This window comes from Polyangium sp. y55x31 (genome assembly GCF_029946505.1).
In the GTDB taxonomy this organism is placed as follows: domain Bacteria; phylum Myxococcota_A; class Polyangia; order Polyangiales; family Polyangiaceae; genus Polyangium.
In genome coordinates this window covers 14639-38233 of sequence record NZ_JARZHG010000034.1, presented here as the reverse complement: position 1 = coordinate 38233, position 23595 = coordinate 14639, and the positions used below count along the sequence as shown (strand labels likewise).

The window sequence follows — 23595 nt, the reverse complement described above, 5'->3', positions numbered from 1 at the left end:
CCATGAGCGCAGCGCACGACGCCCACGGAGATCACGCCGCGGGCCACCACGCCTCCCACGATCACGACCACTTCGACAACGATCCGGTGCAGGAGCTGCCGGCCGACGAGCCGCGCACGCCCACGTGGATCCCGATCGTGGGGCTCTTGCTCTTCTTCTTCGCGGGCACCGCGTGGCTGCTCTCCGGCAGCGGCGACGAGGCCCAGCCGAAGTCCGAAAGCGCGCCCGCGCAGGTTGCGCCGCAAGCCGCGCCGCAGCCGCAAGCGCTGCCCCAAGCGCAGCCCGTGCGCGCGCTGCCGGCGGCGCCGCAGGCGCGTCCGACCCCGGCGCCGCTCGGCTCGGGCGGGCTGCGGCAGCTCACGCCGGATCAGGCGAAGCAGATCCAGCAGCAGATCGAGGCGCTCCGCGCGCGGCAGCAGCAAGGCGGCGCGCCGCAGCCGCAGCCCGCACAGCCGGTGCCGCAATGAGCGAGGTCATCCAGGCGCCTTCCGTGCGTCGCGTCGTGGTCCTCGGCGCGGGCACGATGGGCCAGGGCATCGCGCAGGTGACGGCGCAGGCCGGGTACGTGACGCACCTCTACGACGTGGATGCGGCGCGGATCGGGCGCGCGATCGAGTCGATCAAGCAGGCGACGGATCGGCTCGTGCAGAAGGGCAAGATGCTGAACGAGGCGCGCAGCGAGCTCATCGGCGCGCTCGTGCCCACGCCGGATCTCGCGCAGGCCTGCAAGGACGTGGACCTCGTGATCGAGTCCGCGCCCGAGCAGATGGAGCTCAAGGTGGGGCTGCTCCGCGAGGTGAAGGCGCTCGCGCCGGAGCGCGCGATCCTCGGGACGAACACGTCGAGCCTGTCGATCACGGAGATCGGCACGCGCACGGCCGCGGCGGCGCGCACGATCGGCCTGCACTTCTTCAACCCGCCGCCCGTGATGGAGCTGCTCGAGGTGGTGCGGGGGCTCGGCACGGACGAGGGCGTGGTCGCGACGAGCCTCGCGATCGCCAAGCGCATCGGCAAGACGCCGATCGTCGTGAACGACATGCCGGGCTTCGCGACGAGCCGGCTCGGCGTGGTGATCGGCGCGGAGGCGATGCGCATGCTGGAGAGCGGCGTGGCCTCGGCCGAGGACATCGATCGGGCGATGGAGCTCGGCTACCGGCACCCGATGGGCCCGCTCAAGCTGACGGATCTCGTGGGCCTCGACGTGCGGCTCATGATCCTCGAGCACCTGCACCGCGAGATCGGCGAGCAGTTCCGGCCGCCCGCCATCCTGCGGCAGATGGTGCGCGCAGGCCGGCTCGGCAAGAAAAGCGGCGAAGGGTTTTACCGCTGGACCGAGTCGGGTCCGGTGCCCATCGCGCACAAGCGCTGATCGACGCCGACAAAACACGAAGGCCCGCAGGCTTCACGCCGGCGGGCCTTTCGTTTTGAGCTCAAACGGATCGTTACTTGTTGAGCTTGTCCTTCTTGGCGTTCTCTTCCGCCTCTTTTTCACGCTCGGCCTGGCGCTTCTGGATGCGCTCCTTCACGGCGGCGTAGTCCTTCTCGTCCTTCACGCGGCGGTCGATGACCTTCTGCCGCTCCTCGGGCGTGCCCGGATATCCCTTCGCGTCGGCCTGGTCCTTGAGGAACTGCGCGTACTTCGCCCACGCCTCCTTGCCCACGTCGAGCTTGCGTTGACGCTCGCGCAGATCGGCCAGCACGAAGAGCACCTTGGACTTGAGATCCGCAGGGCCGTCCTTGTTCAGCGCGACGTTCCACACGGCCTCGGCCTCCTCGGGTTTGCCCGCGGCGAGCTGCGCCTCGCCGAGCCGGTAGAAGCCGAGCATCTTCGTGGAGTCGAGCTTGATCGCGTCCTGGAACGCCGTCACCGCGCTCGGGAAATCACGCGCGACGAACGCGTCCTCGCCCTTCTTGATCGCCTCCATGTAGGGGCTGATGCCCTTCTTGTTCTCGGGATCCTTCATCGGTCCCGCAGGCGCCGCAGGGGTCGTGGGCGCCGCAGCACCCGCGGCGGGCTTGGCCGCGTCGGGCTTTGCAGGGGCCGCGCCCTGGCCGAGCGCCGTTCCGGCGATCGCGAGCGAAGAGATCACGAGGGAGGCAACGAGCAGACGGCTTGCCATGGCCCGAGCAGCCTACCTCAGCCCCGGACGGCATGGAACTTCCGCCGAAAAGAAACCCTACCGGCCGTCCACCGACGCGTCGCTCGGGCCCGCATCCCCAAGCCCCCCGGCATCGCCCGGTGGACCCGCGTCCGACGCCGTCTCTTTGGCCTGCGCAGGCGCCGCGGCCGCGCCGAGCGGAGAGAGCCGGCCTTCGGTGTCGGGCGGCCAGGTGAAGCGCTGCACGTCGCCCGTGGCGCGGTCGACGAGCGCGACGAACGCAGCGCGGGGGTGATCGGCCATGCGCACCTTGAGGCGCGTCGAGACGTTCGTGAAGTCCGGTCCACGCAAAGGGCCGCGGCGCCGATCCTTCGGGTCGCGATCGAGCATCGGCACGTCGAAGCGGATCCGATCGAGCAGCTCCTTGCCGACCCAGAACTCGACCGCGAACCTGCCCATCATGCGCACCGTGGGCGCCGGCGTGTCCACGAGGACCGAGGCGACACGCGGGAGCGAGGCCTTGCCGCCCTGGACCTGGATGTCGAAGACCCACTGCTTCTTCGACGCGTTGCCCGGCGGATCCGGGGGAAAACCGCCCTCGGGAGGCTCGGGCGCGGCAGGCGCCTTCGCGCGAGAGGGCTCGGCGAGCGAAAGCGCAGCGGCAGCGCCGAGGGCGGCGCCGAGGCCGAGCGCGAGGAAGAGGCGGCGGTGCTTCACGTGTCCTTGGACCTGACATCGTCGCCGAAGATTTCAATCGTCCCGCGGTCGCCATCGACGCGGACACGATCGCCGGTGCGAATCGCGACGGTGGCGCCCGGGACGTTGACGACGGCCGGGACGCCGTACTCACGCGCGACGATCGCCGCATGCGAGAGCGGGCCGCCGAGCTCGGTGACGACCGCAGCAGCGACGAGGAAGAGCGGCGAGAGGCCGACGTCCGTCGTACGCGTGACGAGGATTTCGCCGGCGCTGACGGCGTCGAGGCCACTCGTGCCGGGCGAGAGGACACGGGCGCGGCCCTCGACGACGCCACTCGAAGCCGGCAGGCCGACGAGCCGGCGGCCAAACGCGGGCGGGAGCTGGACGGGCGGCGGGCGGCCGATGAAGGTGGGCGGAGGGTCGGGGCGCTGGGCGTCGCGCAGGTGCTCGGCGCGGCGGAGGCGCGCGACGTGGCCGATCTCGGCGCGGCCGCTGCGGAGCGCGAGGATGAGCTCGTCGTAGGTGCAGAAGAAGACGGCGCCCGTGGGCAAGGTGGGGTCGATGCGGCGAAGGCGTCGATCGACGTCCAGGGCAATGATGCGGAGCATGCCGAGCACACGCGTGACCCACATGCGCATGCGCTCGCGCAGGCGGGTGAAGCGCTGCGTGCGCGTGACGAGGGCGCGGACGGCGTAGAGCGTGGCCGGGCCGATGCGCGTTTCGAGCTGGGCCATCTCGCGATCGGCGAGGGCGCGTGCACGCGCGAGGGCGCGATCGGGGTCGCTGTCGGGCGCGCGGAGGGCGGCGACGAGCATGGCGAGGACCGCAGCGGGATCTTCGCGCCAGCGCGGCGTGGAGAGCTCGGCCTCGCGGACGGCGCGATCGCCGAAGGTGTCGAGGAAGGACTCGAGCTCGCGGCGCGTGGGGCCGTCGGGGAGATCGTTCAGGGTGCGAACGTTTCCGGCGAGGAGGAGCTCGCGGGCCTCGGGTTCTTCGCGCGCGCGCACGGCGATGCGGGCGAGCGCGACGCCGGGGCCCGCGCTTTCGAGCTCGCGAACGCCGCCGGCGAGGGCATGCGCGAGGGACGCGCCGGTCGAGAGGGACCGGGGCATGAGCGGGTCCATCGCGAGCGCGTCGTCCTCGTCGTCACGCGCGGAGGAGCGGCGCGCGGCGACACGATCGAGCAGGCGCGCGAGCGCGAGGTGGCTCGCGAGCGAGGCCGAGGCGCACGAGAGCATCAAGGTGCCCGTGCGATCGAGCAGCGCGCTCGCGGTGCGCAGCGTGGTGGCGAGCGCGTCGTCGGGCAGGAGGCCGAGGTCCATCTCGGCGAGGGAGCGGCGCGCGCGTTCGGCTTCGATCTCGTAACTCGCGACGTCGCGCTCGAGCCGCGCCTGGCTCGCGAGCACGCGCGGGGCCACGAGCGGAAGGCGCGCGAGGAAGCCACGCTTCGAGACGTCCTCGGTTTGTCGTTCGAGAAGGGCGATCGCAGCCTCGCCCGCGCCGCCGGACGCTTGCAGGAGCGCGCGCGGCGAGAGGAGCGGGACCTGCGCGGCGATCTGCATGAACGCAGTGAGGTTCAGGTAGAAGCGGCCGTGCACGTTGGTGACGAGGTGCGCGCCGCGTGGGACGCGGCAGCCGAGCGCGGCGAACGCTTCGCGGAACCCCTTCTCGCTGAAGCTCCGCGCGATCGACCACGTGAGCGGCGTGGCCGCGCCGGGCAAGGCCTCGCCGACGTTCGCGCGCGACCAGACCGTCTGCGCATCGCCGCCCTCGGGAAAACCTCCGGCGCCGATCGGACGCACCTGCAGGAGGAGCACCTGATCCTTGCCCTCGGGCGTCCGCTCGACGGCGAACTCCACGTCGAAGGGCCCGGTGCCGCCTTGTTCGAGCCGGCCCGCGAGCTCGCCGAGCTGACCGATCGCCTCGTGCGAGAGCGCGGGCATCCTCGCGCGATCCTCGGGGATCGCGACCTCCTCCATGCCACGCGGGCCCACGACGAGCGCGCGCCGCTTCTCGGCGACGACGGTCGCGACCACGCCGCCCGTCTTCGAGAAGCGCACCGAGTCCGTCGGCATCGCGCCCTCCACGACGGGCGCGCCGAGCCCGAGCGTGACGTTGACGAGCCGCTCGTTTTCGCCCCAGTGCTCGCCCGCGAGCCCCGGCGGCGGCGCGGTGAACAAGACGCCCGCGGCCTCGGCGCGCGCCATCACCTGCACGAGCACGGCCATCGCCACGTCACGCACGCCGTGGTGCGCGAGGTAGTCGATCGCGCGCGGGAGAAACGCGCTCGCCCACACCTGCTTGATCGCGGCGGCGAGCCCCTCCGGTCCGCGCACGCCGAGCACCGTGGTCGCGAGCCCGGCAAAACTCGTCTCCTCGCCGTCCTCGCACGTCGCGCTCGAACGCACGGCGAGCCCCCACGGCGCGCTCTCGCCGACGTCCGCCCAGAGCGCCTCGATCGCGGCCTGCAGCGGCGCGGCGAGCGGCGTCTCCTGGATACGATCGCGGGCGCGCGCGGCGCGATCGATCCCCGTGCGGCTGCCGGCGAGCTTGATCAGCGTGGGAAGGTCGTGGCCGCGCGGCAGTGTGGTCTCGGCGAGCGCGTCGAAGTGATCGGCGGGAAGCACCCAGCCGCGCGGGACGGGCAATCCTTCACGCACGAGGCGGCCGAGGCTCGTGGCCTTGCCGCCGAAGCGCCGGGCATCGCCGCGCCTGCGGCCGAAGGCGAGCGCGAGCGGACGGAGGGTGTTCTCGTAGCCGCTCGGCGTGTCCGTGCCGCCGGGCGTTCTCGCTGCTCGCGCCGAAGGGTCGACCACGCCGACGCCTTACCATGCTTTGTGCGCGGCGGCGCTCAGGGGGCGGGCAAGCCGCGCAGGACACGCTCGTGCCAGAGCAGCATCTCGGCCCCGCCGGGCCCACGATTCCAGGCGTAATCGTGGGGCCCCGGCGTCACGACGAGCTGATGCGGGACCTGGGCCTCCGCGAGCGCCGCGGAGAGCGCCCGCACGGCCGGCAGGAACGGATCGTCGTCGCTCGACACGAGCCGGAGCGCGAACGGCTGCTTGTCCATGGCTGCGCGCGCGAGCTTGGCGAAGACCGGGGCCTCCTCGGGCTTGAGCGCCGGCTGGAGCGCGCCGACCGCGCCGAAGATCTCCGGATGCGCGAACCCCACGAAGAGCGCGAGCCGCCCGCCCATGCTGACGCCGTCGATGCCCGTCGCCGCGCGATCCGAGGACGCCTTCGCTTCGGCGCGCACGCGCGGCAGGAGCACGTCGGTCACGAACCGGCCGAAGGGCACGGCGCCCTTCTCGGATCGATCCGCGACGACGGGCGTGTACGGGCAAGCGACGACGAGGCCCTCGTACGGGTGTTTCGCGAGCGAGTCGTTCATCTGCGCGAGCCGATCGGCCCGGAAAAACCCTTCGAGCTCGGCGCCGGTGAGCGGCGGCGCGTGAAGCCTTCGATCGATCCGATCGAGGCCGTAATCATCACGCCACGCAAACGCGCCGACCTCGAGCCCACGCCCCGATTCACCACGACCGTGCAACGCGACGAGCACGGGCAAGGGCCGCGAAGAAGGCGCGGCGAGCACGAGGGCGCGCTGTTCTTCCGGCGCGAACGAGAGGTCTTTCCAGCGAAGCCCATCCACCGGCGACGGCGGCGTCTGCTTGCTGCGACAGGCGCCGAGCGAAAACGCGGCGAGGCCGAGGAGGGCGCGGCGGCGGGTGAAGGCCATCGGCCAAGCTCTCTAGCGGAGCTCTTCGCTTCCGTCATGGGCGAGCAAGCGAGCCGCGCGAACGACCCGCCTTCACGATTCCGACCGCCTGCCTTTCGAGCCGTAATCCGACAGGCTCCGCCGTGCTGCGCGGTAGCGTTTGCCGCTCGTCACGCTATGGATCCAAAGTAGTACGGCGCCGTAACAATAGCGGCGGCCAGGCCGGAGATCCCTCGGTACTCGCCCGTCGGATGTGCCCTGGTCGAGCTCGACGGCCTTCTGCTCATGGTGGGGAGACCAGGAAACCGTGCAAGTCGTGCATCCGAGCGCGGGCGGCAGCGCATTGGCGGAAGACGAGGCGAGGACAGCTACGCAGGAGGGCTTTCGCGAGCTTCTGGAGGCCGCGCCCGACGCCATGGTGATCGTCGATGTCGCGGGCTCGATCATGCTCGTCAACGCCCAGCTCGTGCGCATGTTCGGCTACGAGCGCAGCGAGCTCGTCGGTCAGCCGATCGACATGCTCGTGCCCGAGCGCCTGCGGACCGAACACGTCAAGCATCGCACGCAGTACGCCGAGGAGCCGCGCCCGCGGCCCATGGGCGCGGGCCTCGAGCTGCACGGGCGCCGCAAGGATGGCACCGAGTTCCCCGTCGAGATCAGCCTCTCGCCGATCCGCACGAAGGGCGGCGTGCTCGTCACCGCGGCGATCCGCGACGTCACCGAGCGCAACCGCGTGCAGGCGAAGTTCCGGAGCTTCCTCGAAGCCGCGCCCGACGCGATCGTCATCGTCAACGCCGAGGGCAGGATCGTCCTCTGCAATTCGCAGACCGAGCGCGTCTTCGGCTTCCCGCGCGCGGAGCTGCTCGACAAGTCGATCGAGGCCCTCGTCCCCGAACGCTTCCACGATCGGCACTCCCATCACCGCGCGAGCTTCTTCTCCGACCCGCGCGTCCGCCCCATGGGCTCCGGCCTCGAGCTCTACGGCCGTCGCAAGGACGGCAACGAGTTCCCCGTCGAAATCAGTTTGAGCCCCATCGAAACGGAGGACGGCCTGCTCGTCGCGGCCGCGATCCGCGACATCACCGAGCGCAAGCTGGTCGAGAAGAAGCTCCGCGCCTCGCTCCAGGAGAAAGAGGTCTTGCTCAAGGAGATCCACCATCGGGTCAAGAACAACCTCCAGATCGTCTCCAGCATGCTCAACCTGCAGATGGGGCAGATCACGGACCCGCACGCGCTGCAGCTCTTCAAGGAGAGCCAGACGCGCGTCCGATCGATCGCGCTTTTTCACGAGAAGCTCTACCAGTCGAAAGACCTCGCGCGCGTCGAGATCACCGAGTACCTGCGGAGCCTCGCGACGGGCCTGCTCTACACGTACGGCGTGAGCCCCACTCACGTCGCGCTCGCCTTCGACGCCGAGGGCGTGCCGCTCGGCGTGGACGCGGCGATCACGTGCGGGCTCGTGGTGAACGAGCTCGTGTCGAACGCGATCAAGCACGCGTTCCCGGCCGGCCGCGATGGAACGGTGCGGGTCGGGCTCAAGCGGCACGGGGACAGTGTGGTCCTCGAGGTCGAGGACGACGGCGTCGGCTTTCCTCCCGACATCGACTTCCGCGACGCGAGCACGCTCGGCCTGAAGCTCGTGTGCATCCTGGCCGAGCAGATCCACGGGACGATCGAGCGACAGCCTGCCGCCGGCACGAAGTTCGTGGTGCGTTTCCCCCTGGCCCCCACGCAAACATGAGCGACGCGAAGCGAAAGATCTTCATCGTCGAGGATCAGCGCATCGTCGCCGCGGACCTCGAAAACACGCTGCGATCCCTGGGATACACGGTCTCGGGCACCGCGGCCTCCGGCGAGCGTGCGATCGAAAAGGTGCTCGCGCTCCGCCCCGATCTCGTCCTGATGGACATCCGCCTCGAAGGGCCGATGGACGGGATCCAGGCCGCGGAGCGAATCCGCGCTGTGCTCGACATCCCGATCGTCTACCTCACGGCCTACGCCGACGAGGAGACCATCGTCCGCGCGAAGACGACGAGCCCTTTCGGGTACCTGGTCAAACCCTTCAACGAGCGCGAGCTGCGCGGCGCGATCGAGATCGCACTCTACAAGCACGAGACCGATCTGCTGCTGCACGCGCGCTTGGTGATGCTCGCCGAGGAGGAAGCGCGGCGGCGCGCCTCCGAGGAGGCCGAGAAGCGCTTCCGGCTGCTCGTCGAGTCCGTGAAGGACTACGCGATCTTCATGCTCGACCCCGACGGGCGCGTCGCGAGCTGGAACGCCGGCGCGACGCGGATCATGGGCTACGAGCAGAGCGCGATCCTCGGCACGCACGTGTCGGCGTTCTACACGGAGGGCGACGTCGAGCTGGGCGCGCCGGAGGAGGCGCTCGCCGCGTCGAGGCGCGATGGACACTTCCTCGGCGAGGGCTTTCTCGTGCGCAAGGACGGATCACACTTCCGCGCCGAGCTCCGGCTCTCGGCCGTGCACGACGAGAACGGCGAGCTGCGTGGCTTCGCCACGGTGATGCGAGATCTGACCGAACAGAAGCGCGCCGAGGAGATCCAGGTGTTCCTCGACGAGACCACGCTCCTGCTCACGAGCTCGCTCGAGACGGAGGGCACGCTGCAGAAAGCAGCGGAGCGCGCGATCCCGCTCCTCGGCGATCTCTGCTTCGTGGACATCGCGAACGAGCAGGGAGCCCTCGTCGTCTGCGCCGCCGCGAACAAGTCGGGTCACGAAGAGCTCACGATGGAGCTCTCGCGCTCGATCGGGCGGCGCGAGGGCGCCGACTACACGTTCCGCTGCGGCGGCAAGGTCCTCCACGAGGAGATCGAGAGCCTCCCCTGCATGGCGCGCGTGCTCGGGACGAGCCCCGAGCTCCTGCGCTCGCTCGGGCCGATCTCGTACATCTGCGTCCCGATCGAGCTTCGTGGGCGACGGCTCGGCGTGGTCGAGCTCGTGCGTCGCGCGGCGCGAGGTCGGTACACGCCCGCGGACCTCGCCGTGGCCCAGGAGCTCGGGCGCAGGTTCGGCATCGCGCTCGACAATGCCCGCCTCTACCGCGAGGCGCAGGAGGCGATCCGCGCGCGCGACGAGTTCTTCATGATCGCCTCGCACGAGCTCCGAACGCCGCTCACGCCGCTGCAGCTCCAGCTCGAAGCGCTCGAACGAACGCTCAAGCGCGCCGGTCTCCTGAACGATCAACTCACGGGGCGCGTCGAGCGCTGCTCACGCCAGATCTTCCGGCTCACGCGGCTCGTGGAGAGCCTGCTCGACGTCACACGCATCACGGCCGGTCAGCTCGTGATCGAGCCGGAGACCGTCGACCTCTGCGTGCTCGCCCGCGACGTGACCGAGCGCTTCACCACGGAGGCGAGCGAGACGGGATCCAAGATCGAGCTGCGTTCGTGCACGTCGATCGTCGGCCGCTGGGATCCCATGCGGCTCGACCAGGTCCTCACGAACCTGCTGGAGAACGCGGTGAAGTACGGGTGCGGCCGGCCCATCGAGGTCATGATCGCGGAGGACGGCGACGCGGTGCGGATCTCCGTCGTCGATCACGGGATGGGGATCGAGCCCGAGGCGTGCGCGCGGATCTTCGAGCGATTCGAACGCGCGGTGTCGCTCAAGCACTACGGAGGGCTCGGGCTCGGCCTCTTCATCGCGCGGCAGATCGTGGAGGCGCACGGCGGGACGATCGAGGCGAAGAGCCAGCCCGGCGAGGGCTCGACGTTCACGGTGAGGCTGCCGCGCTGGGGCGTCGCGCTCCGGTCCGAGGTCGCGTGATGCGCTAGAGCCCGAGCCAGGGGCCGGGATCGAGCGGGGTCGCGCCGCGGCGGATCTCGAAGTACACGGTGTCGCCCTGCCCCGCAGCCGGCGCCGTGCCCACGCGCGCGCCCGCGGCCACGGGATCACCCGCGCGGAGCTCGGTGCCACCGAGGCTCGCGTACACGCTGTAGTAACGATCGCCGTGATCGATGATCACCGTGAGCGCGTAGCCGTCGTACCGATCCGCGAAGACCACACGACCCGCGGCGACGCTGCGCACGGCCGCGCCGGGCTGCGTGAAGAGCTCGATCCCGCTCACGCCGTGCTTCGAGGACCGCCGCACCTCGGCGCGCCCCGCGACCGGAAAAAGCAGGCGGCCTTTTTGCGCTTCGAACCCGAGGCGCGCGTCCGCGTCGCGTGGCCCGCTGTCGGCGCCGTAAATCGCCACGTAATCCGGGCGTGTCGACGACTCGAACGCGCGCGCGAACGCCGCCCTGCGCTCGTCTTCGGCTTCGAGCGCGCGCTTGGCCCGCATCATGGCCTCGCGCTGCAGCTCGAGCGGCGCACGCTCACCGCGCAGCCGCAGGATGCGGCCTTCGAGCTCGGTGCGACGTTCGAGCAGCGCCTTCTCGTCGGCGATGTCGCGCTCGAGCGCGCGACGAACCCGCTCGACCCGCGCCGCGTGATCGACGAGCGCGTCGAAGCCTTCCCCCACGGGCAAGAGGCCTGCGTGCACGTGACGGTAGTACGCCCGGCCGCGCGCCAGCATGCGCTTGCGCAGGGTCTCGATGCGCGGATCGATGCCTGCGAGCTCCGTCTCGACGGCGCGTTGCTCGTCGTCGATCCGCTTCAAGAGCCGCTCGAAATCCGCGACGGACGAGAGCGCGCTCGGCCCCTGCGCGGGCAGCGACTCCACGGGCGTGCCGCCTCGCGCCGCGCCCGAGACGAGCGCGAGGAGCAAGACGGGCAGGAGCGACGTGCGGCGCCTCATGTCAGATCGCCGCCATCCGGCGCAGGCTCACGAGCGCGGTCGTCGCGCCGAGCGCGCCGCCGAGGAGCACGAGCCCGAGCGAGACGGTCCAGGGCAAGAACGAGGGCGACAAACCGAGCAGGTTCGCGAGCTCGTGATCGAAGCGCCCGCGCACCAGGAAAAACAGCCCGCCGAGCAGCGCGATCGCCGCCGCCGCGCCCGCCGCGCCTTGCATCGCGCCCTCGATCACGAAGGGACGACGCACGAACTCGTTCGTCGCACCGACGAGCTTCAAGACCTCGACCTCGGTCCGCCTCCGGCTCAGCAAGAGGCGCATGGTCGAGCTGATCACGCTGAAGACCGCGCACATCACGACCACCGCGAGCGCCGCGCTCGCCGACACGCCGCCGCCGAGCAGCGACGAGAGGCGCTCGGTCCAGCGCTGATACGTCTCGACCGTCTCCACCGCCGGCAACGCCCGCAGCTTGAGCGCGATCGACTGGAGATCGGTCTCGCCGATGTCGTCCGTGAAGCCGAGCTCGAGCGAGGCCGGAAACGCGGCCGGCGGCAGCGAGGCGAGCGCCGCGTCGGACTCGTCGACCACGATCTCGCGCCGCGCCTCCACGCTCGTCACGTGCCGCACGCGCTTCACACCCGGCGTCCGTTCGAGCGCGCGGACGAGCTCGTTCACCTCGGGGTCGGCCACGCCGTCGCGCAGGTACACCGTCGCGCGCCCGGCCCGCGACCAGCGATCACGCACCGCCGAGAGGTTCGTCACCACGAGCAGTGAGGCCGCCAGGCACACGAACGCGACGGCGAGGGAGAAAATCGACTGCACGTGCACGCGCATGTCCCCTCGCCCGGGTCTCCAGGCCTTCATGGGCACTCGCACGCCGTACCGTTCGCTCGCCATGCGGTCACTCCCTCCCTACGCCACGAGGTTCATCGGGGCTTCTGCGCCGGCCACGTCGAGCCCGTTCGGCGCGTCCGTCGCCTTGCCGGCGTCGAGCACCACCACGCGCCGCGGCCGCACGTCGAGCAGCGTCCGATCGTGCGTCGCGAAAAGCACGGTGGCCCCGGTCTCGTGGATGTCCTCGAACAGGCCGAGGATGTCGATCGCGAGCTGCGGATCGAGGTTGCCCGTCGGCTCGTCCGCGAGGATGAGCGCCGGCTCGCCCACGATCGCCCGCGCGATCGCGACCCTCTGCTGCTCGCCGCCCGAGAGCCGCTTGGCCTCCTCGTCGCCGCGCCCCGCGAGCCCCACGCGTTCGAGCGCCTCGCCGACGCGGCTGCGCACGAGCCGCGGCGGCAGGCCCACGACTTCGAGGGCCACGGCGACGTTGTCGAACACGGTCCAGCTCGGCACGAGCTTGAAGTCCTGGAACACGTACCCGATGTTGCGGCGCAAGGCCGGGATCGACTCCTCGCGCAGGCGCCCCACGTCGCGGCCGAGGAAGAGGATCCGCCCCTCGTCGACGCGCTCGGTGCGGTGCACGAGGCGGAGGAGCGTGCTCTTGCCCGAGCCCGAGGGCCCCGTGATGAACACGAACTCGCCCCGCTCGATCGTGAGCGACATCCCCCGCAGGACGGGCTGGTCGGGCCGGTAGGCCTTGTGCACGTCCTCGAATACCAGGATCGGTCGCCTCGCTGCAGCCGGGTCGAACCGATGCCCGGGCCGCAAGGCCGGGTGAAACGAAGGGCGCGGGGATGACGCCATGGGCGCGATTGCTACCAGGGCCCTACGAAGCGGGAAAATTTTTGGGGTAAGGGAGAGAGGCCATGCCGCTCCGCATCGCGTTTTTCGGCCTGCCGCTCGCCGCGCTCTTGCTCGCGAAGGATGGGCACTCGATCGAGCTTTGCGCCGTCTGCCGCAAGGACGCGCTCGGCTTGCGTCGCGCGCGCCGCATCTTCGGCGAGCGTGTCCTCGTCCGCCCGAAGGTGACCGATCCCGCGCTCGTCGATCGGGTGAGGCGCCTCGCGCCCGACCTCGTCGTGAGCTGGTTCTGGACGACACGCCTCCCGATGCGCCTCGTCAACGCCGCGCGGCTCGGCGGCATCGGCGTGCACCCCTCGCTCCTGCCGCGCCATCGCGGACCGGATCCGACGACGTGGGCGATCCTGAGCGGCGACGAGGTCACGGGCGTGTCCGTGCATCGCATCGCCGAGGAGTACGACACGGGCGCGATCCTCGAACAGGAAGAGCTCGCGATCGATCCGCGCTGGACCGGCTGGGATCTCGCGCGCGCCCTCGATCGCCCTTCGCTCCGCGCCTTGCGCCGCACGTGCATGCGCTTCTCCCGCGGCGAGACGATCGCCGAGATCCCGCAAGACGAAGACCGCGTCACGTACGCGCCTGCCCTCGGCGAGGACGAGCATGCGATCCGCTGGACCTGGCCCACCGACCGCGTCCTCCGCCACATCCGCGCCCTCGCGCCTGCGCCCGGGGCCTTCACGGAGATCGCGGGCACGCTCGTCACCGTGCTCGAGGCCCGCAAAGCGCCGCGTTTTCCTGAAGCGCTGGAGCCTGGAGAGGGGTACGCCGAGGGGGGCTTTGCCGTGGTTCGCACCGGCGATGGCGCGGTGATCCTGGTCCGCGGTGAGATCGACGGCGCGCCTGCCCCGGCAGAAGCCTTCGCCCGCCTCTTTCTTGCGCCGGAGCCTTTGCTAGGCTGACGCCGCGCTCCGCGACAGGCGCGCTTTCTTGGAGGAGGACCGTGGAACCCGCTCAGCTCGCAAAGACCGCGCGCGCATCCCTCGCCGAGGCGCTCGGTGCCCTGCAGAGTGCCGACGACGCGCCGGACGAGCTCCTCGAAGCCGCCGAGCCCATCGCGAAGACGATGGGCATCCTGCACAAGATCGAGCGCAGCAACGGCGCCGTGCTCGACGGCCGCGACGTCGCCCTCAAGAACGTACGCAAGGTCCTCGCGGACGTGCAGGCGCTCGACGTGGATCACCCTGCGGTCGACACGGTGCTCGAAGCCGTCGCCGCGTCGCTCGCGAAGGTGAACGCGCTCGCGAAGTACAAGGGCACGGGTGCGCCCGCGCCTCAACCGGTCGCCGAAGCGAAGCCTGCTGCACCCGCTCCCGCACCCGAACCGGTCGCTGAAGCGAAGCCTGCACCCCTTCCCGCGCCCGAACCTTTGGCGCCACCGAAGGCTGCACCCCTTCCCGCGACCGAAACTTTGGCGCAACCGAAGGCTGCACCCCTTCCCGCGACCGAAACTTTGGCGCAGGCGAAGCCTGCACCCCTTCCCGCACCCCAACCGGTTGTGTCGGAGGCGAGGCTTGCACCCATCCCCTCGCCCGAACCTTTGGCCCCACCGAAGGCTGCAACCCTTCCCGCGACCGAACCTTTGGCGCCACCGAAGGCTGCACCCCTTCCCGCGCCCGAACCGGTCGAGATCATCAAGCCCGCGCCGGTCCTCCAGATCGTCCCCGAGCCTGCGCCCGCACCGCAACCCGTCGCGGAGATCAAGCCCGCGCCGATCCTCGCGCCGCAGCCCGTCGTCGAGGTGAAGGCCACGCCCGCGCCGCAGCCCGTCGCGGAGATCAAGCCCGCGCCCGCGCCCACGCCGGCCCCTGCGCCCGCGAAGGCCAAGGAGCCCGCGCCCACGCCCGCGCCTGCGAAGGCCGAGCCGCGCACGCAACCCACGCCCGCGCCCGCCAGGGCCACGCCTGCGCCCGCGAAGGTCAAAGAGCACGCGCCTCCGCCCGGCACGCGCGCCGTCGACGTCGAGCTCGGCACGCACAGCTCCTCGAACTTCTACAAAGGCCTCTCCGGCAACGACGTCATCGAGCACGGCGGCATCTTCGTCTCGACCTACCGCATCCCGAAGCTCGGCGCCGAGGTGCAACTCCGCGTCCTGCTCCCCGGCGACTACGAGTTCTACGCGAAGGCCATCGTGCAATGGACGCGCGAAGCGAGCGGCTCCTCCGAGCCCGGCTTCGGCGCGCGCTTCACCCAGATCGGCAACGAGGGCAGGCAGCTCGTCTACCGCTACGCGCGGAACCGCGAGCCGATGTTCTACGACGACCTGTGAAGCCTTCTCGCAAACGCCGTGCGGCCCTCGTAGGCGCCGCGCTCTCCTTGGCCCTCGCCGTGCCCCGCACCGCCGAGGCCGTCGGAGACCCCGACCTCGATTGGCAAACCATCGAGACGGCGCACTTCCGCGTCCATTACCCGTCGACGCTCACGCCGCTCGCCGAGCGCGTGGCGCGCGTCTCGGAGGGCATCCACGCGCGCCTCACCGTCGCGCTCGGAAACCGCCCGCGCAGCGTCACCGAGATCGTGATCACGGACGACGTCGACTCGGCGAACGGATCGGCCACGGCGCTGCCCTTCAACACGGTCCGCCTCTACGCGACCGCGCCCGAGGATCTCTCCCCTCTCGGCGACTACGACGACTGGCTGCTCGACCTCATCACGCACGAGCACACGCACATCCTGCACCTCGACAACATCTCGGGGCTGCCCGCGATCGCCAACGCGATCCTCGGCAAGTCGTACGCGCCGAACCAGGTGCAGCCGCGATGGATCATCGAGGGCCTCGCCACCGTGTACGAGTCGCGCGAGTCGAGCGCGGGCCGCCTCCGCTCCGCGCTCTTCGACATGTACCTGCGCGCCGACGTGCTCGACGACAACATGGCCCGGCTCGATCAGATGTCGTCGACCTCGATGCGCTGGCCGCAGGGCAACATCTGGTACCTCTACGGCTCGCGTTTCCTCGGCTGGATCACCGACGTCTACGGCGGCCACACGATGACGGCCGTCGCCGCGGACTACGGCCAGAACCTCATCCCCTGGGGCATCAACCGCTCGATCCGCCGCGCCACCGGCCGCACGTACGAAGAGCTCTACGACGGCTTCAAGGATCACCTGCGCCTCAAGTACGCCGCGCAGGTGCGCGCCATCGAAGCGCGGGGCCTGCGCGAAGGCGTACGCCTCACCCGCCACGGCCGGAACGTCCTCTACCCGCGGTTCGTCCCGCGAAACGCTCGCGCCACGGACGCCGACGAGCTCGTCTACTACCGCGACGACTACAACGTCCGCGAGGGCATCTACCGCGCGCGCCTGAGCACCCGCCACGACGCGTTCGAGGAGGAATCGCAGCTCGTCGCCCGCACCCGCGGCTCCTCGGCCTCGTCGTTCTCGCCGGCCGGTGATCACTTCCACCAGAGCAACGGCCCCTTCAAGATCGTCTACCGCCGCGACGACCTCTACCGCGTCGAGAACGGCAAGACGGCGCCGCGCGGCGACGAAGCCGCGCGCCATCGCCTCACCACGGGCCTGCGCGCCGGCGCGCCCGACGTGAGCCCCGACGGCCGTCGCATCACGTTCACCGTCAACACGAAGGGCACGACCTTCCTCCAGATCGCCGACCTCGACCCCGAGGGCCACATCCAGAACCGGCGTGACCTCGTCCCGAGCGCGCGCTTCGAGCAGGCCTACACGCCGCGCTTCTCGCCCGACGGCCGCTCCATCGCCTACAGCGCGTGGACCGCGGGCGGCTACCGCGACATCCGCGTCGTCGACGTCGCCACCGGCTCCTTCGAGAACATCACGCACGACCGCGCCATCGACGCGAACCCCACCTGGTCGAGCGACGGAAAAACCCTCTACTTCTCCTCGGATCGCAGCGGCGTCCCGAACATCTACGCCTACGACGTCGGGAGCCGCGGGCTCAAGCAAGTCACGAACGTGCGCGTCGGCGCGCTCCAGCCCGCGGTGAGCCCCGACGACAAAACCCTCGTCTACGTCGGCTACACCTCGAAGGGGTACGACCTCTACGCGATGCCGCTCGACCCGGCGCGTTTCCTCGACGCGCCGCCGGCGCCCACGGATCGCCCCGATCCTCCGCCCGAGGCCGAGCGCGTCCTCATGCGGAAGACGCCGTATCAGCCGTTCTCCACGCTCGCGCCGCGCAACTACGCCGTCTCCTTCGGCCCCGGCAACTACAGCCAGAACGCGCTCACGCTCTCCACGTACGGCGCCGACGTCGCGGGCTTTCACGAGTTCCAGGCGCAGATGATCGCCGACTTCGCCGCGCCCGCGCCGCGCGTGAACCTCGACTACTCCTACCGCAGGCTCCCCGTCGACCTCGGCATCCGCCTCTCCTACGCCGTCTCCCCGCGCTACCAGGGCTACCGCATCAACGGCCGCGACATCCCCTACGACGAGCGCGGCATCGGCCTCTCGTCGAGCCTCGTCTACCGCTTCCCGGGCGAGTTCAACGATCAGAGCGTCAGCCTCTCCTACTCGTTCACCGGCTTCCGCGGCGAGCTCCCCGGACAAACCCAGCTCGACCCGTACGCCACGCGCACGCGCCTTCCCATCGGCGGCACGATCGGCACCGTCCGCGCGGCCTACTCCTTCTCCAACGTCGAAGGCTCGCTCGACGCGGCCGGCTCGATCCGCGGCTACTCGATGCGCTTCGCCGTCGAGTACGCGGGCCCGCCGACCGGCAGCAACTTCACCCTCCAGACGGCCGAGACCTCCATCGCGGGCTACATCCCCATGCCCTGGCGTGGCTTGCACACGCTCGCCTTGCGCGTCGCGGGCGGCATCGCTGCGGGCACCTACCCGCGCGACGGCTTCTTCTTCGTCGGCGGCTACGACCTCGACAACGTCAGCATCGTCGACACGGTCACCACGGGCATCTACGACGGCTCCTTCGTCCTGCGCGGCTACGCGCCGGGCAGCGCCTCGGGCCGCGCGTACCTGCTCACGAACGCCGAGTACCGCTTCCCGATCCTCAAGCCCGACTGGGGTTTGTCCACGCTCCCCTTCTTCGTCCGCCGCCTCGACGGCAACCTCTTCGTCGACTACGGCGGCGCCTTCGACAAGCTCACGCGCGACGACGTCTCGTTCCTCTCGAACGGCGCGCTCATCGACGCGCCCAAGCTCCACACCTCGATCGGCGCCGAGCTCTGGCTCGGCCTCTCGCTCGGCTACTACCTCAACACGCAGCTCCGCTTCGGTTATGCCTACGGCTTCAGCGGCAAGGCGATCCCGGGCGGCCAGATGTACTTCCTCGCCTCCAGCGCGTTCTGACGAGAAAGGCCAAGAACTTGCCCCGATCCTCGTGCAAGGCGTCTCTTCGGCACGTGCGCCTTCCCCTCGCCCTCCTCCTCCTCGCGCTGGCTCCGCTCGGCTGCGTCATGCCGCAGACGCCGACGGACAAGCTCATGGACGCCGCGTACGACCACAACACGGCGCTGCGCTTTGGCCGCATGGACATCGCGCGTGAGCACGTCGCGCTCTCGGCGCGCGACGCGTGGGCGAAGCGTCACGCCTCCTGGGGTGACCGCGTGCGTGTCGTCGACCTCGAGCTTTCGGACGTGCGCATGAAAAACCGCGACGAGGCCGAGGTGCGCGTGCGTGTCGAGTGGCAACGCATCGACGAGGCCGAGCTGCGCACGACCGAGCTCCTCCAGCGCTGGCGCAACGCGAGCGGCTGGCACGTCGACACGGAGGAGTGCGCCGCGGGTGACACGGCGCTCCTCGATCGTCCCGCGGACACGGCCACGCCGAAGGGCGAAACCGGCAGCGCTAGGGACGGTTTGTAAAGCTCATCCTCCCCTCTCCCGTGCAGGGAGAGGGGCAGGGGTGAGGGAGTCGTTCAGCTAGCAGCCGCCGGCGCCGCAGCCGCGGACTTCTTCGACTTCTTCGGCGCTGCGGTCTCCTGCGTGGTCTGCTCGACCTTCGGTGCCTTGGCGCGCGCCTTCTTCTTCGCCTGTGCCTTGCGGCGCCTCATCTTGATCGAGTTGCGGCGATCACGGTAACCCATCGCGTGTGACTCCTCGGGGGATGCATCGTCGGGCCCTCGCGCAGCCGAGCTGCGTGAGCCCCGTCGTTCGGTTCGATAAACGGGCGGCAAATCTGCCCAAGACTGGGCCCGCCCGCAAGGATTTGGGAAGGGTTTGGGAAGGGATCGAGGTGGGCTCGTCAGCTCCCGCCGACCGCTCCGTCGAGGGCGACCTCACGGCCGCGGACCTCGAGGCGATACCGGGAGTTCACGGTCTCGATGTAGAACACTTCCCGCCCCGCGAGCCGGAGGACCCGCTTGACCGGCGTCGTCACGTATTCGTGCATCCCGTCGGAAAACTCGATCACGACGACGGAGCCTTTCCGCGGAGCACGTACCAGTCGACCGACGACGGCGCGGGAGCCACGGCCGAGCTTGCGGAGCACAACTTGCACAGCAGCCATCCTAGCATGCACTCGCGAGCCGGGCACAAGCTGCACAAAGGCGGCGCCTGATTTCCGCGTGTCCGTCCAGCGCGCGCGACGAAAGATCCGGTAGCGACGCAGTGCATGCTTCACCGACGGAGGGTTTTCATCGAGCGACCGAGCTCCCACAAACCTCCGAAATTCCCCGAGATCCGAGCCATTCCGATCACACGCCGCGCGCGGACCGGGGGCGGCGCGATACCGAGCCTGCCGTTTCCCCTTGCCTCTTTCCGCCGTCCGGGGTCTGTCTCCGCCCGTGCGCGGGGTACCTGCTCGTCCGACAGGGTCCGTCGAGGTCATCACGGGCTCGATGTTCAGTGGAAAAACCGAAGAACTCATCCGGCGCATCAAGCGCGCCATCCTCGCTCGCCAGCGCGTCCAGGCGTTCAAGCCTCGCATCGACGATCGCTACGACGCGCATCGCATCGTCAGCCACGAGGCCGTGAGCGTCGAGGCCGTGGCCGTCGGCACGAGCGCGAGCATCGAGGAGCGCGTGCTCGACGAGACCGACGTCGTCGCCATCGACGAGGCGCAGTTCTTCGATCGAGGCATCGTCGAGGTCTGCGACAAACTCGCCAATCGAGGCCTGCGCGTCATCGCGGCCGGCCTCGACCAGGACTACCTCGGCCGCCCCTTCCCGCCGATGCCCGAGCTCATGGCCATCGCCGAGGAGGTCACGAAGGTGCACGCCGTCTGCGCCGTCTGCGGCGGCCCTGCGAGCCGCTCGCAACGCCTCATCCCCAAGGCCACCACGGTGCTCGTCGGCGGCGCCGAGAGCTACGAGGCGCGCTGCCGCGGCTGCTTCGAGCCCCGCGACGTCCCGCGCACCGAGTTCGGATCGGCGCTTTAATCCCGCCGGGCCACCGACCCCGAATCGAACGGGCTCCGCACGCCCGGCACGTTCTTGTCCGCGAAGTACACGCGCAGCATGTCGGCGGCCACGTTCGTCGCCTTCACGCGCCACTTCGCGCCGTTCGCCACGAGCACCGACAGCGCGACCTCGGGTTTGTCGCTGGGCGCGAAGCCCACCCACCACGTGTAGTACGGGCCCTCGGGCGTCGGCTTCGTCAGCGTGCCCGTCTTGCCCGCGATGCGGATGTCCGGCAGGTAGGATCGGCCGGCTCGATCGTGGAACGACTTGTAACTCGTCCCCGAATCGACCGTCTCTTCCATCATCGACGTGATCGCTCGGGCCGTCTGCTCGCTCATCACGCGCTTGATCGGCATGCGGACCGTGGGGCCCTTGTAGATCTCGCCTTCCTCGTCCTTCACGCTCGCGACGATCGACAGGCGCACCATTTCGCCGCCGTTCGCGATCGTCGTCGCCAGGTTCGCGCCCTGGAACGGCGAGAGCGTCGTGTTCCAGAAGCCTGCGGCCGTGCGGGCGAAGCCGAGGTCGTCCTCGGGCAGCGTGATCGTGCTCTGCGCGAGCTTCACGTCGAACGGGATGTCCTGCCCCCAGCCGAGCTTCTGCGCCGTCCCTTCGAGCTCGCCGCGATCGAGGTGCTTGGCCGCGAGCCGCGCGAACACCGTGTTCAAGCTGCGGCCCATGGCCTGCGCGAGCGTGGCGCACCACTTGTCGCGCTTCTTGTTGTCGATCATGTCCTTCGCGGTGATCGCGTGCTCGCCGCCCGAGTAACACTGCTTCGTGTTGGGCCCGAGCCCGGCGTGCTCCACGAGCGCCGTCGCCGTCACGATCTTGAACACGCTCGCCGAAGGCGCCGTCGCCTCCGACGCGACGTCGTGCATCGCGCCTTGATCCACGTAGCTCGCCCACGCGAGCACCCGACCCGTCTTGATGTCGGTCATCACGACGGCGCCCTCGGGCACGTGCCCGCCGCGCAAAAGCGCGACGGCCGCCCGCTGATACTTCGGCACCACCGAAAGCTCGGCCCTGCGATTGCCGTGGGCCGGCGCGATCGCGATGTTTCCGCGATCGTCGATCCGCGTCAGGTCGATGTCGGTCAGTGGGGGTGGCGTCACCTCCCGCGTGACGACGGGTCCTCCGTTCGTTTCGATTTTGCTCTTGGCGAGAAGGCCCGCGAGCTCCACGTCGTGCTTGCGCAGCATGGGGAGCGTGACGGCAACGAGCCCCACGGCGGCACCGATGGCGATCCACTGACGCATTGGCTCCTCGGGCCTTAACGCGCGGCGTGGGGCTGGGCCAAAAATGTTGTGCGACGTCGCCGGCTCAGAAGTTCACGGCCGCGCGCGCGCCGATCTCGTGCATCCACGTCGCGCTTTGCGCGGGATTGTCCGCGTCCGCGAGCAAATTCCCCGGCACGAGCGCGAGGTTCTCCCCCGCCCCGCTCCCCGGCGTATGGTAGGCGAGCCAGTTCACCGTCACCCGGACGAACCGCGTGTGCCAGTACGTCGCGCCGAGCCCGAACTGGAAGACCGAAATCTTCGACGTACGCCCCGGCGCGCCCGGCGTCGCCGCGTCGTAGTCGCCTCCACGCGCGGCGCCGTCGTATCGCGCGTGCACGCCCGCCGCGATCGCCATCACCTCGAGCCCGCGCCGATCGTCATCGCGCTTTTGGATCGCCGGGCTCGAAAGATCGAGCCTGGGTGGCCGGGAAAAACCCGGTTCGCCGTTCACGAACGCGTCCCCGACGGGCCACGCCGAAACGTGCGCGTACCAGCCCACGCCCTCGACATTCCCGAGCCGCTCGGTGTGCTCGAACGCGAGCCCATCGATCGCCTCGCGGGTCCCGTTGTCGACCCAGTACGCTTCGGCGCGGATGTCGAACGGACCGAACGGCAAACGTAGCTCGCCGCCGATGCGGTTTTGCGCGCCCGACGGCAAGACGCGCACGAGCCTGCCGCGTGTGTCGCGGTACCGCGGATCCCACAATGCGAACCCCTGCGCGGTCGTGATCGCGGGATAGTCGTACGCGACAAACGCCGGGTCGCGCGCGCCGCGCTGCACGCTCACGCCGATGTGCGCGCGCGACAGGAGCCGTCGCGGCAGGTTGTTGTACTGCTCCGCGAACTCCTCCTTGGTCGTGGGTCGTTCCCGCGAGAACGGGCGCACCACGAAGCGGCCGATGAAATCGGGGTAGCCGTCGACCTGCGGTCGATTCGGTCCGTCGCCGACGAAGACGCCGAGCTCGTAGCTCAGGGTTTGCGCTTCGTTGAGGTCGCCCCAGATCGTCATGCCGATTTCCTTGCCGTTCGGCTGGACGAACGCTCGAATCGGCAGCACGCGCTCCATCCACGGGTGCTGATCGTTGCCCGTGCGGTTCTCCATGGAAAACGGCGCCTGGTGTTGCCCGAGCATCACGTGAAACTGACGCAGGAGCGTGTAGTCGATGTACACGTTCGCGAGCTGCGCCGTCGCCCCCACGGACTGGGGCGGCGCGAAACGCGTCCATGCCGAGAGGGGCGCTTGTCCGGGCGGAACCGTCGGGGGCTGCGCCTCGCCCATCGGGTTCGTTATGGGCTGCCCACCGAAATCCACGCCGACGAGGGCAAACCATCGGCGGAAGAGGTCGGCCGCGAGCTCGATACGGGCGCGGCGGGCGAAAAAACGGGGCGCGAGCAGCGCTCCGCCGTCCTTCGCTGGAAGCGCGCTCGCGCCGCCACCGAGGAAGGAATGGAAATCGAGGTGCAGACGGCCCCGGACATACATGCGGATGTCGTCCGAGGGATCACGTAGAAAAATCCCGCCTTGAAAACCGGCCAGCGCCATCCGCGGCTCCGTGCGCGAAGGCACGTCGACCTCGATCGGAAACGGCTGCACGGGCGCGGGCGGCGGCGTGACCGCGGGCGGCGTTTTCCCGGCGGGCGGCGGCGGCGGCGGGCCGGCGGGCGTGGGCGGCGCAATGACCACGTTCGTCCGCACGAGGGGCCGCGGCACGATCACCGTGGGCTTCGGCGCAGCTTGATCCGCCTGGGTTTTTCCTTCCCCTGTGGCCTTGTCGTCGGGACCAGCCGGCTTCGGCGGCACTTGCGCGAGCGCCGCCGGGACAGAAAAAACACACGCGAGCGCGCCGGAGAGCACCGCCTTGGCTATGCTCCCGCGAAGGCGTCCTTCGAGGCGCTTCGTGTCCCCGCTTTTCGTATGCAGCATTCGCGAATGTTTCCGGCTTCGCGCCCGACGGGCGGGCACGAC

20 protein-coding genes are annotated in these 23595 nt (G+C 70.1%); 9 read left to right on the top strand and 11 right to left on the bottom strand.

Features of this window, described 5'->3' with window-relative positions; translation table 11 throughout:
- Positions 1 to 2 precede the first annotated feature (2 nt).
- Entirely contained in the window at positions 3 to 467 is a 465-nt protein-coding gene (locus tag QHF84_RS38615) for a hypothetical protein (RefSeq protein WP_281318561.1), read from the top strand.
- Positions 464 to 1369 carry a 3-hydroxyacyl-CoA dehydrogenase family protein gene (locus QHF84_RS38610; RefSeq protein ID WP_281318560.1) on the top strand — a complete coding sequence of 302 codons (906 nt, stop codon included), beginning with the start codon at positions 464 to 466 and terminating at the stop codon, positions 1367 to 1369. The genes QHF84_RS38615 and QHF84_RS38610 overlap by 4 nt, the downstream gene beginning before the upstream one ends.
- 73 nt (positions 1370 to 1442) lie before the next feature.
- Here the strand turns inward: QHF84_RS38610 and QHF84_RS38605 are convergent, their stop codons facing one another.
- Genes QHF84_RS38605 through QHF84_RS38590 form a run of 4 tightly spaced genes read right to left on the bottom strand, consistent with a single transcriptional unit; the run spans position 1443 to position 6534 of the window.
- Positions 1443 to 2120, bottom strand: a complete 678-nt coding sequence (locus QHF84_RS38605) for a hypothetical protein (protein ID WP_281318559.1) — start codon at positions 2118 to 2120, stop codon at positions 1443 to 1445.
- 57 nt (positions 2121 to 2177) lie between these two features.
- A complete protein-coding gene (locus QHF84_RS38600) occupies positions 2178 to 2816 on the bottom strand; it encodes a hypothetical protein (protein WP_281318558.1) in 639 nt (212 codons plus the stop codon).
- Positions 2813 to 5614 (bottom strand): PEP/pyruvate-binding domain-containing protein, encoded by a 2802-nt coding sequence (locus tag QHF84_RS38595; protein ID WP_281318557.1) that lies wholly within the window; start codon positions 5612 to 5614, stop codon positions 2813 to 2815. Before QHF84_RS38595 ends, QHF84_RS38600 begins: the two co-directional genes overlap by 4 nt.
- A 35-nt stretch (positions 5615 to 5649) precedes the next feature.
- Positions 5650 to 6534, bottom strand: coding sequence for an alpha/beta hydrolase-fold protein (locus QHF84_RS38590; protein ID WP_281318556.1), 885 nt, complete (start codon positions 6532 to 6534; stop codon positions 5650 to 5652).
- A 286-nt stretch (positions 6535 to 6820) separates the two neighbouring features.
- Here QHF84_RS38590 and QHF84_RS38585 point away from each other — a divergent pair, with 286 nt between their 5' ends.
- Entirely contained in the window at positions 6821 to 8254 is a 1434-nt protein-coding gene (locus tag QHF84_RS38585; protein WP_281318555.1) for a PAS domain S-box protein, read from the top strand.
- Positions 8251 to 10299: an ATP-binding protein gene (locus QHF84_RS38580; RefSeq protein ID WP_281318554.1), complete on the top strand. Its 2049-nt coding sequence runs from the start codon at positions 8251 to 8253 to the stop codon at positions 10297 to 10299. The genes QHF84_RS38585 and QHF84_RS38580 overlap by 4 nt, the downstream gene beginning before the upstream one ends.
- A 4-nt stretch (positions 10300 to 10303) precedes the next feature.
- On the opposite strand, the gene QHF84_RS38575 is transcribed toward QHF84_RS38580, so the two are convergent.
- Genes QHF84_RS38575 through QHF84_RS38565 form a run of 3 tightly spaced genes read right to left on the bottom strand, consistent with a single transcriptional unit; the run spans position 10304 to position 12968 of the window.
- A complete protein-coding gene (locus tag QHF84_RS38575) occupies positions 10304 to 11272 on the bottom strand; it encodes a peptidoglycan DD-metalloendopeptidase family protein (RefSeq protein WP_281318553.1) in 969 nt (322 codons plus the stop codon).
- Between the two features lies 1 nt (position 11273).
- Entirely contained in the window at positions 11274 to 12164 is an 891-nt protein-coding gene (locus tag QHF84_RS38570; RefSeq protein ID WP_272416944.1) for a permease-like cell division protein FtsX, read from the bottom strand.
- A 15-nt stretch (positions 12165 to 12179) separates the two neighbouring features.
- A complete protein-coding gene (locus QHF84_RS38565; protein WP_281318552.1) occupies positions 12180 to 12968 on the bottom strand; it encodes an ATP-binding cassette domain-containing protein in 789 nt (262 codons plus the stop codon).
- Positions 12969 to 13030: 62 nt separating this feature from the next.
- On the opposite strand from QHF84_RS38565, the gene QHF84_RS38560 reads away from it, so the two are divergent.
- The 4 genes from QHF84_RS38560 to QHF84_RS38545 are packed head-to-tail and all read left to right on the top strand — an operon-like array spanning position 13031 to position 18817.
- Positions 13031 to 13924 (top strand): formyltransferase family protein, encoded by an 894-nt coding sequence (locus QHF84_RS38560; protein WP_281318551.1) that lies wholly within the window; start codon positions 13031 to 13033, stop codon positions 13922 to 13924.
- A gap of 41 nt (positions 13925 to 13965) precedes the next feature.
- A complete protein-coding gene (locus QHF84_RS38555) occupies positions 13966 to 15291 on the top strand; it encodes a hypothetical protein (protein ID WP_281318550.1) in 1326 nt (441 codons plus the stop codon).
- A complete protein-coding gene (locus QHF84_RS38550) occupies positions 15288 to 18302 on the top strand; it encodes a BamA/TamA family outer membrane protein (RefSeq protein ID WP_281318549.1) in 3015 nt (1004 codons plus the stop codon). The genes QHF84_RS38555 and QHF84_RS38550 overlap by 4 nt, the downstream gene beginning before the upstream one ends.
- Positions 18303 to 18355: 53 nt before the next feature.
- Positions 18356 to 18817 carry a hypothetical protein gene (locus QHF84_RS38545; protein ID WP_281318548.1) on the top strand — a complete coding sequence of 154 codons (462 nt, stop codon included), beginning with the start codon at positions 18356 to 18358 and terminating at the stop codon, positions 18815 to 18817.
- Between the two features lie 53 nt (positions 18818 to 18870).
- On the opposite strand, the gene QHF84_RS38540 is transcribed toward QHF84_RS38545, so the two are convergent.
- A complete protein-coding gene (locus QHF84_RS38540; protein WP_281318547.1) occupies positions 18871 to 19038 on the bottom strand; it encodes a hypothetical protein in 168 nt (55 codons plus the stop codon).
- A 158-nt stretch (positions 19039 to 19196) separates the two neighbouring features.
- A complete protein-coding gene (locus QHF84_RS38535) occupies positions 19197 to 19364 on the bottom strand; it encodes a hypothetical protein (RefSeq protein WP_281318546.1) in 168 nt (55 codons plus the stop codon).
- 373 nt (positions 19365 to 19737) lie between these two features.
- Here QHF84_RS38535 and QHF84_RS38530 point away from each other — a divergent pair, with 373 nt between their 5' ends.
- Positions 19738 to 20331 carry a thymidine kinase gene (locus QHF84_RS38530; RefSeq protein WP_281318545.1) on the top strand — a complete coding sequence of 198 codons (594 nt, stop codon included), beginning with the start codon at positions 19738 to 19740 and terminating at the stop codon, positions 20329 to 20331.
- On the opposite strand, the gene QHF84_RS38525 is transcribed toward QHF84_RS38530, so the two are convergent.
- Together QHF84_RS38525 and QHF84_RS38520 are read right to left on the bottom strand one after the other, a co-directional pair.
- A complete protein-coding gene (locus QHF84_RS38525) occupies positions 20328 to 21608 on the bottom strand; it encodes a penicillin-binding transpeptidase domain-containing protein (RefSeq protein ID WP_281318544.1) in 1281 nt (426 codons plus the stop codon). The two genes, QHF84_RS38530 and QHF84_RS38525, sit on opposite strands and share 4 nt — an antisense overlap.
- Positions 21609 to 21672: 64 nt before the next feature.
- Entirely contained in the window at positions 21673 to 23553 is a 1881-nt protein-coding gene (locus tag QHF84_RS38520) for a porin (RefSeq protein ID WP_281318543.1), read from the bottom strand.
- Positions 23554 to 23595: the final 42 nt, after the last annotated feature.

Bases quoted from the DNA above. Each gene is read 5' to 3' on its own strand.
- QHF84_RS38615 (WP_281318561.1), top strand. From the start codon at position 3: ATGAGCGCAGCGCACGACGCCCACGGAGATCACGCCGCGGGCCACCAC.
- QHF84_RS38610 (WP_281318560.1), top strand. From the start codon at position 464: ATGAGCGAGGTCATCCAGGCGCCTTCCGTGCGTCGCGTCGTGGTCCTC.
- QHF84_RS38605 (WP_281318559.1), bottom strand. From the start codon at position 2,120: ATGGCAAGCCGTCTGCTCGTTGCCTCCCTCGTGATCTCTTCGCTCGCG.
- QHF84_RS38590 (WP_281318556.1), bottom strand. From the start codon at position 6,534: ATGGCCTTCACCCGCCGCCGCGCCCTCCTCGGCCTCGCCGCGTTTTCG.
- QHF84_RS38580 (WP_281318554.1), top strand. From the start codon at position 8,251: ATGAGCGACGCGAAGCGAAAGATCTTCATCGTCGAGGATCAGCGCATC.
- QHF84_RS38575 (WP_281318553.1), bottom strand. From the start codon at position 11,272: ATGAGGCGCCGCACGTCGCTCCTGCCCGTCTTGCTCCTCGCGCTCGTC.
- QHF84_RS38570 (WP_272416944.1), bottom strand. From the start codon at position 12,164: ATGGCGAGCGAACGGTACGGCGTGCGAGTGCCCATGAAGGCCTGGAGA.
- QHF84_RS38565 (WP_281318552.1), bottom strand. From the start codon at position 12,968: ATGGCGTCATCCCCGCGCCCTTCGTTTCACCCGGCCTTGCGGCCCGGG.
- QHF84_RS38560 (WP_281318551.1), top strand. From the start codon at position 13,031: ATGCCGCTCCGCATCGCGTTTTTCGGCCTGCCGCTCGCCGCGCTCTTG.
- QHF84_RS38540 (WP_281318547.1), bottom strand. From the start codon at position 19,038: ATGGGTTACCGTGATCGCCGCAACTCGATCAAGATGAGGCGCCGCAAG.
- QHF84_RS38525 (WP_281318544.1), bottom strand. From the start codon at position 21,608: ATGCGTCAGTGGATCGCCATCGGTGCCGCCGTGGGGCTCGTTGCCGTC.
- QHF84_RS38520 (WP_281318543.1), bottom strand. From the start codon at position 23,553: ATGCTGCATACGAAAAGCGGGGACACGAAGCGCCTCGAAGGACGCCTT.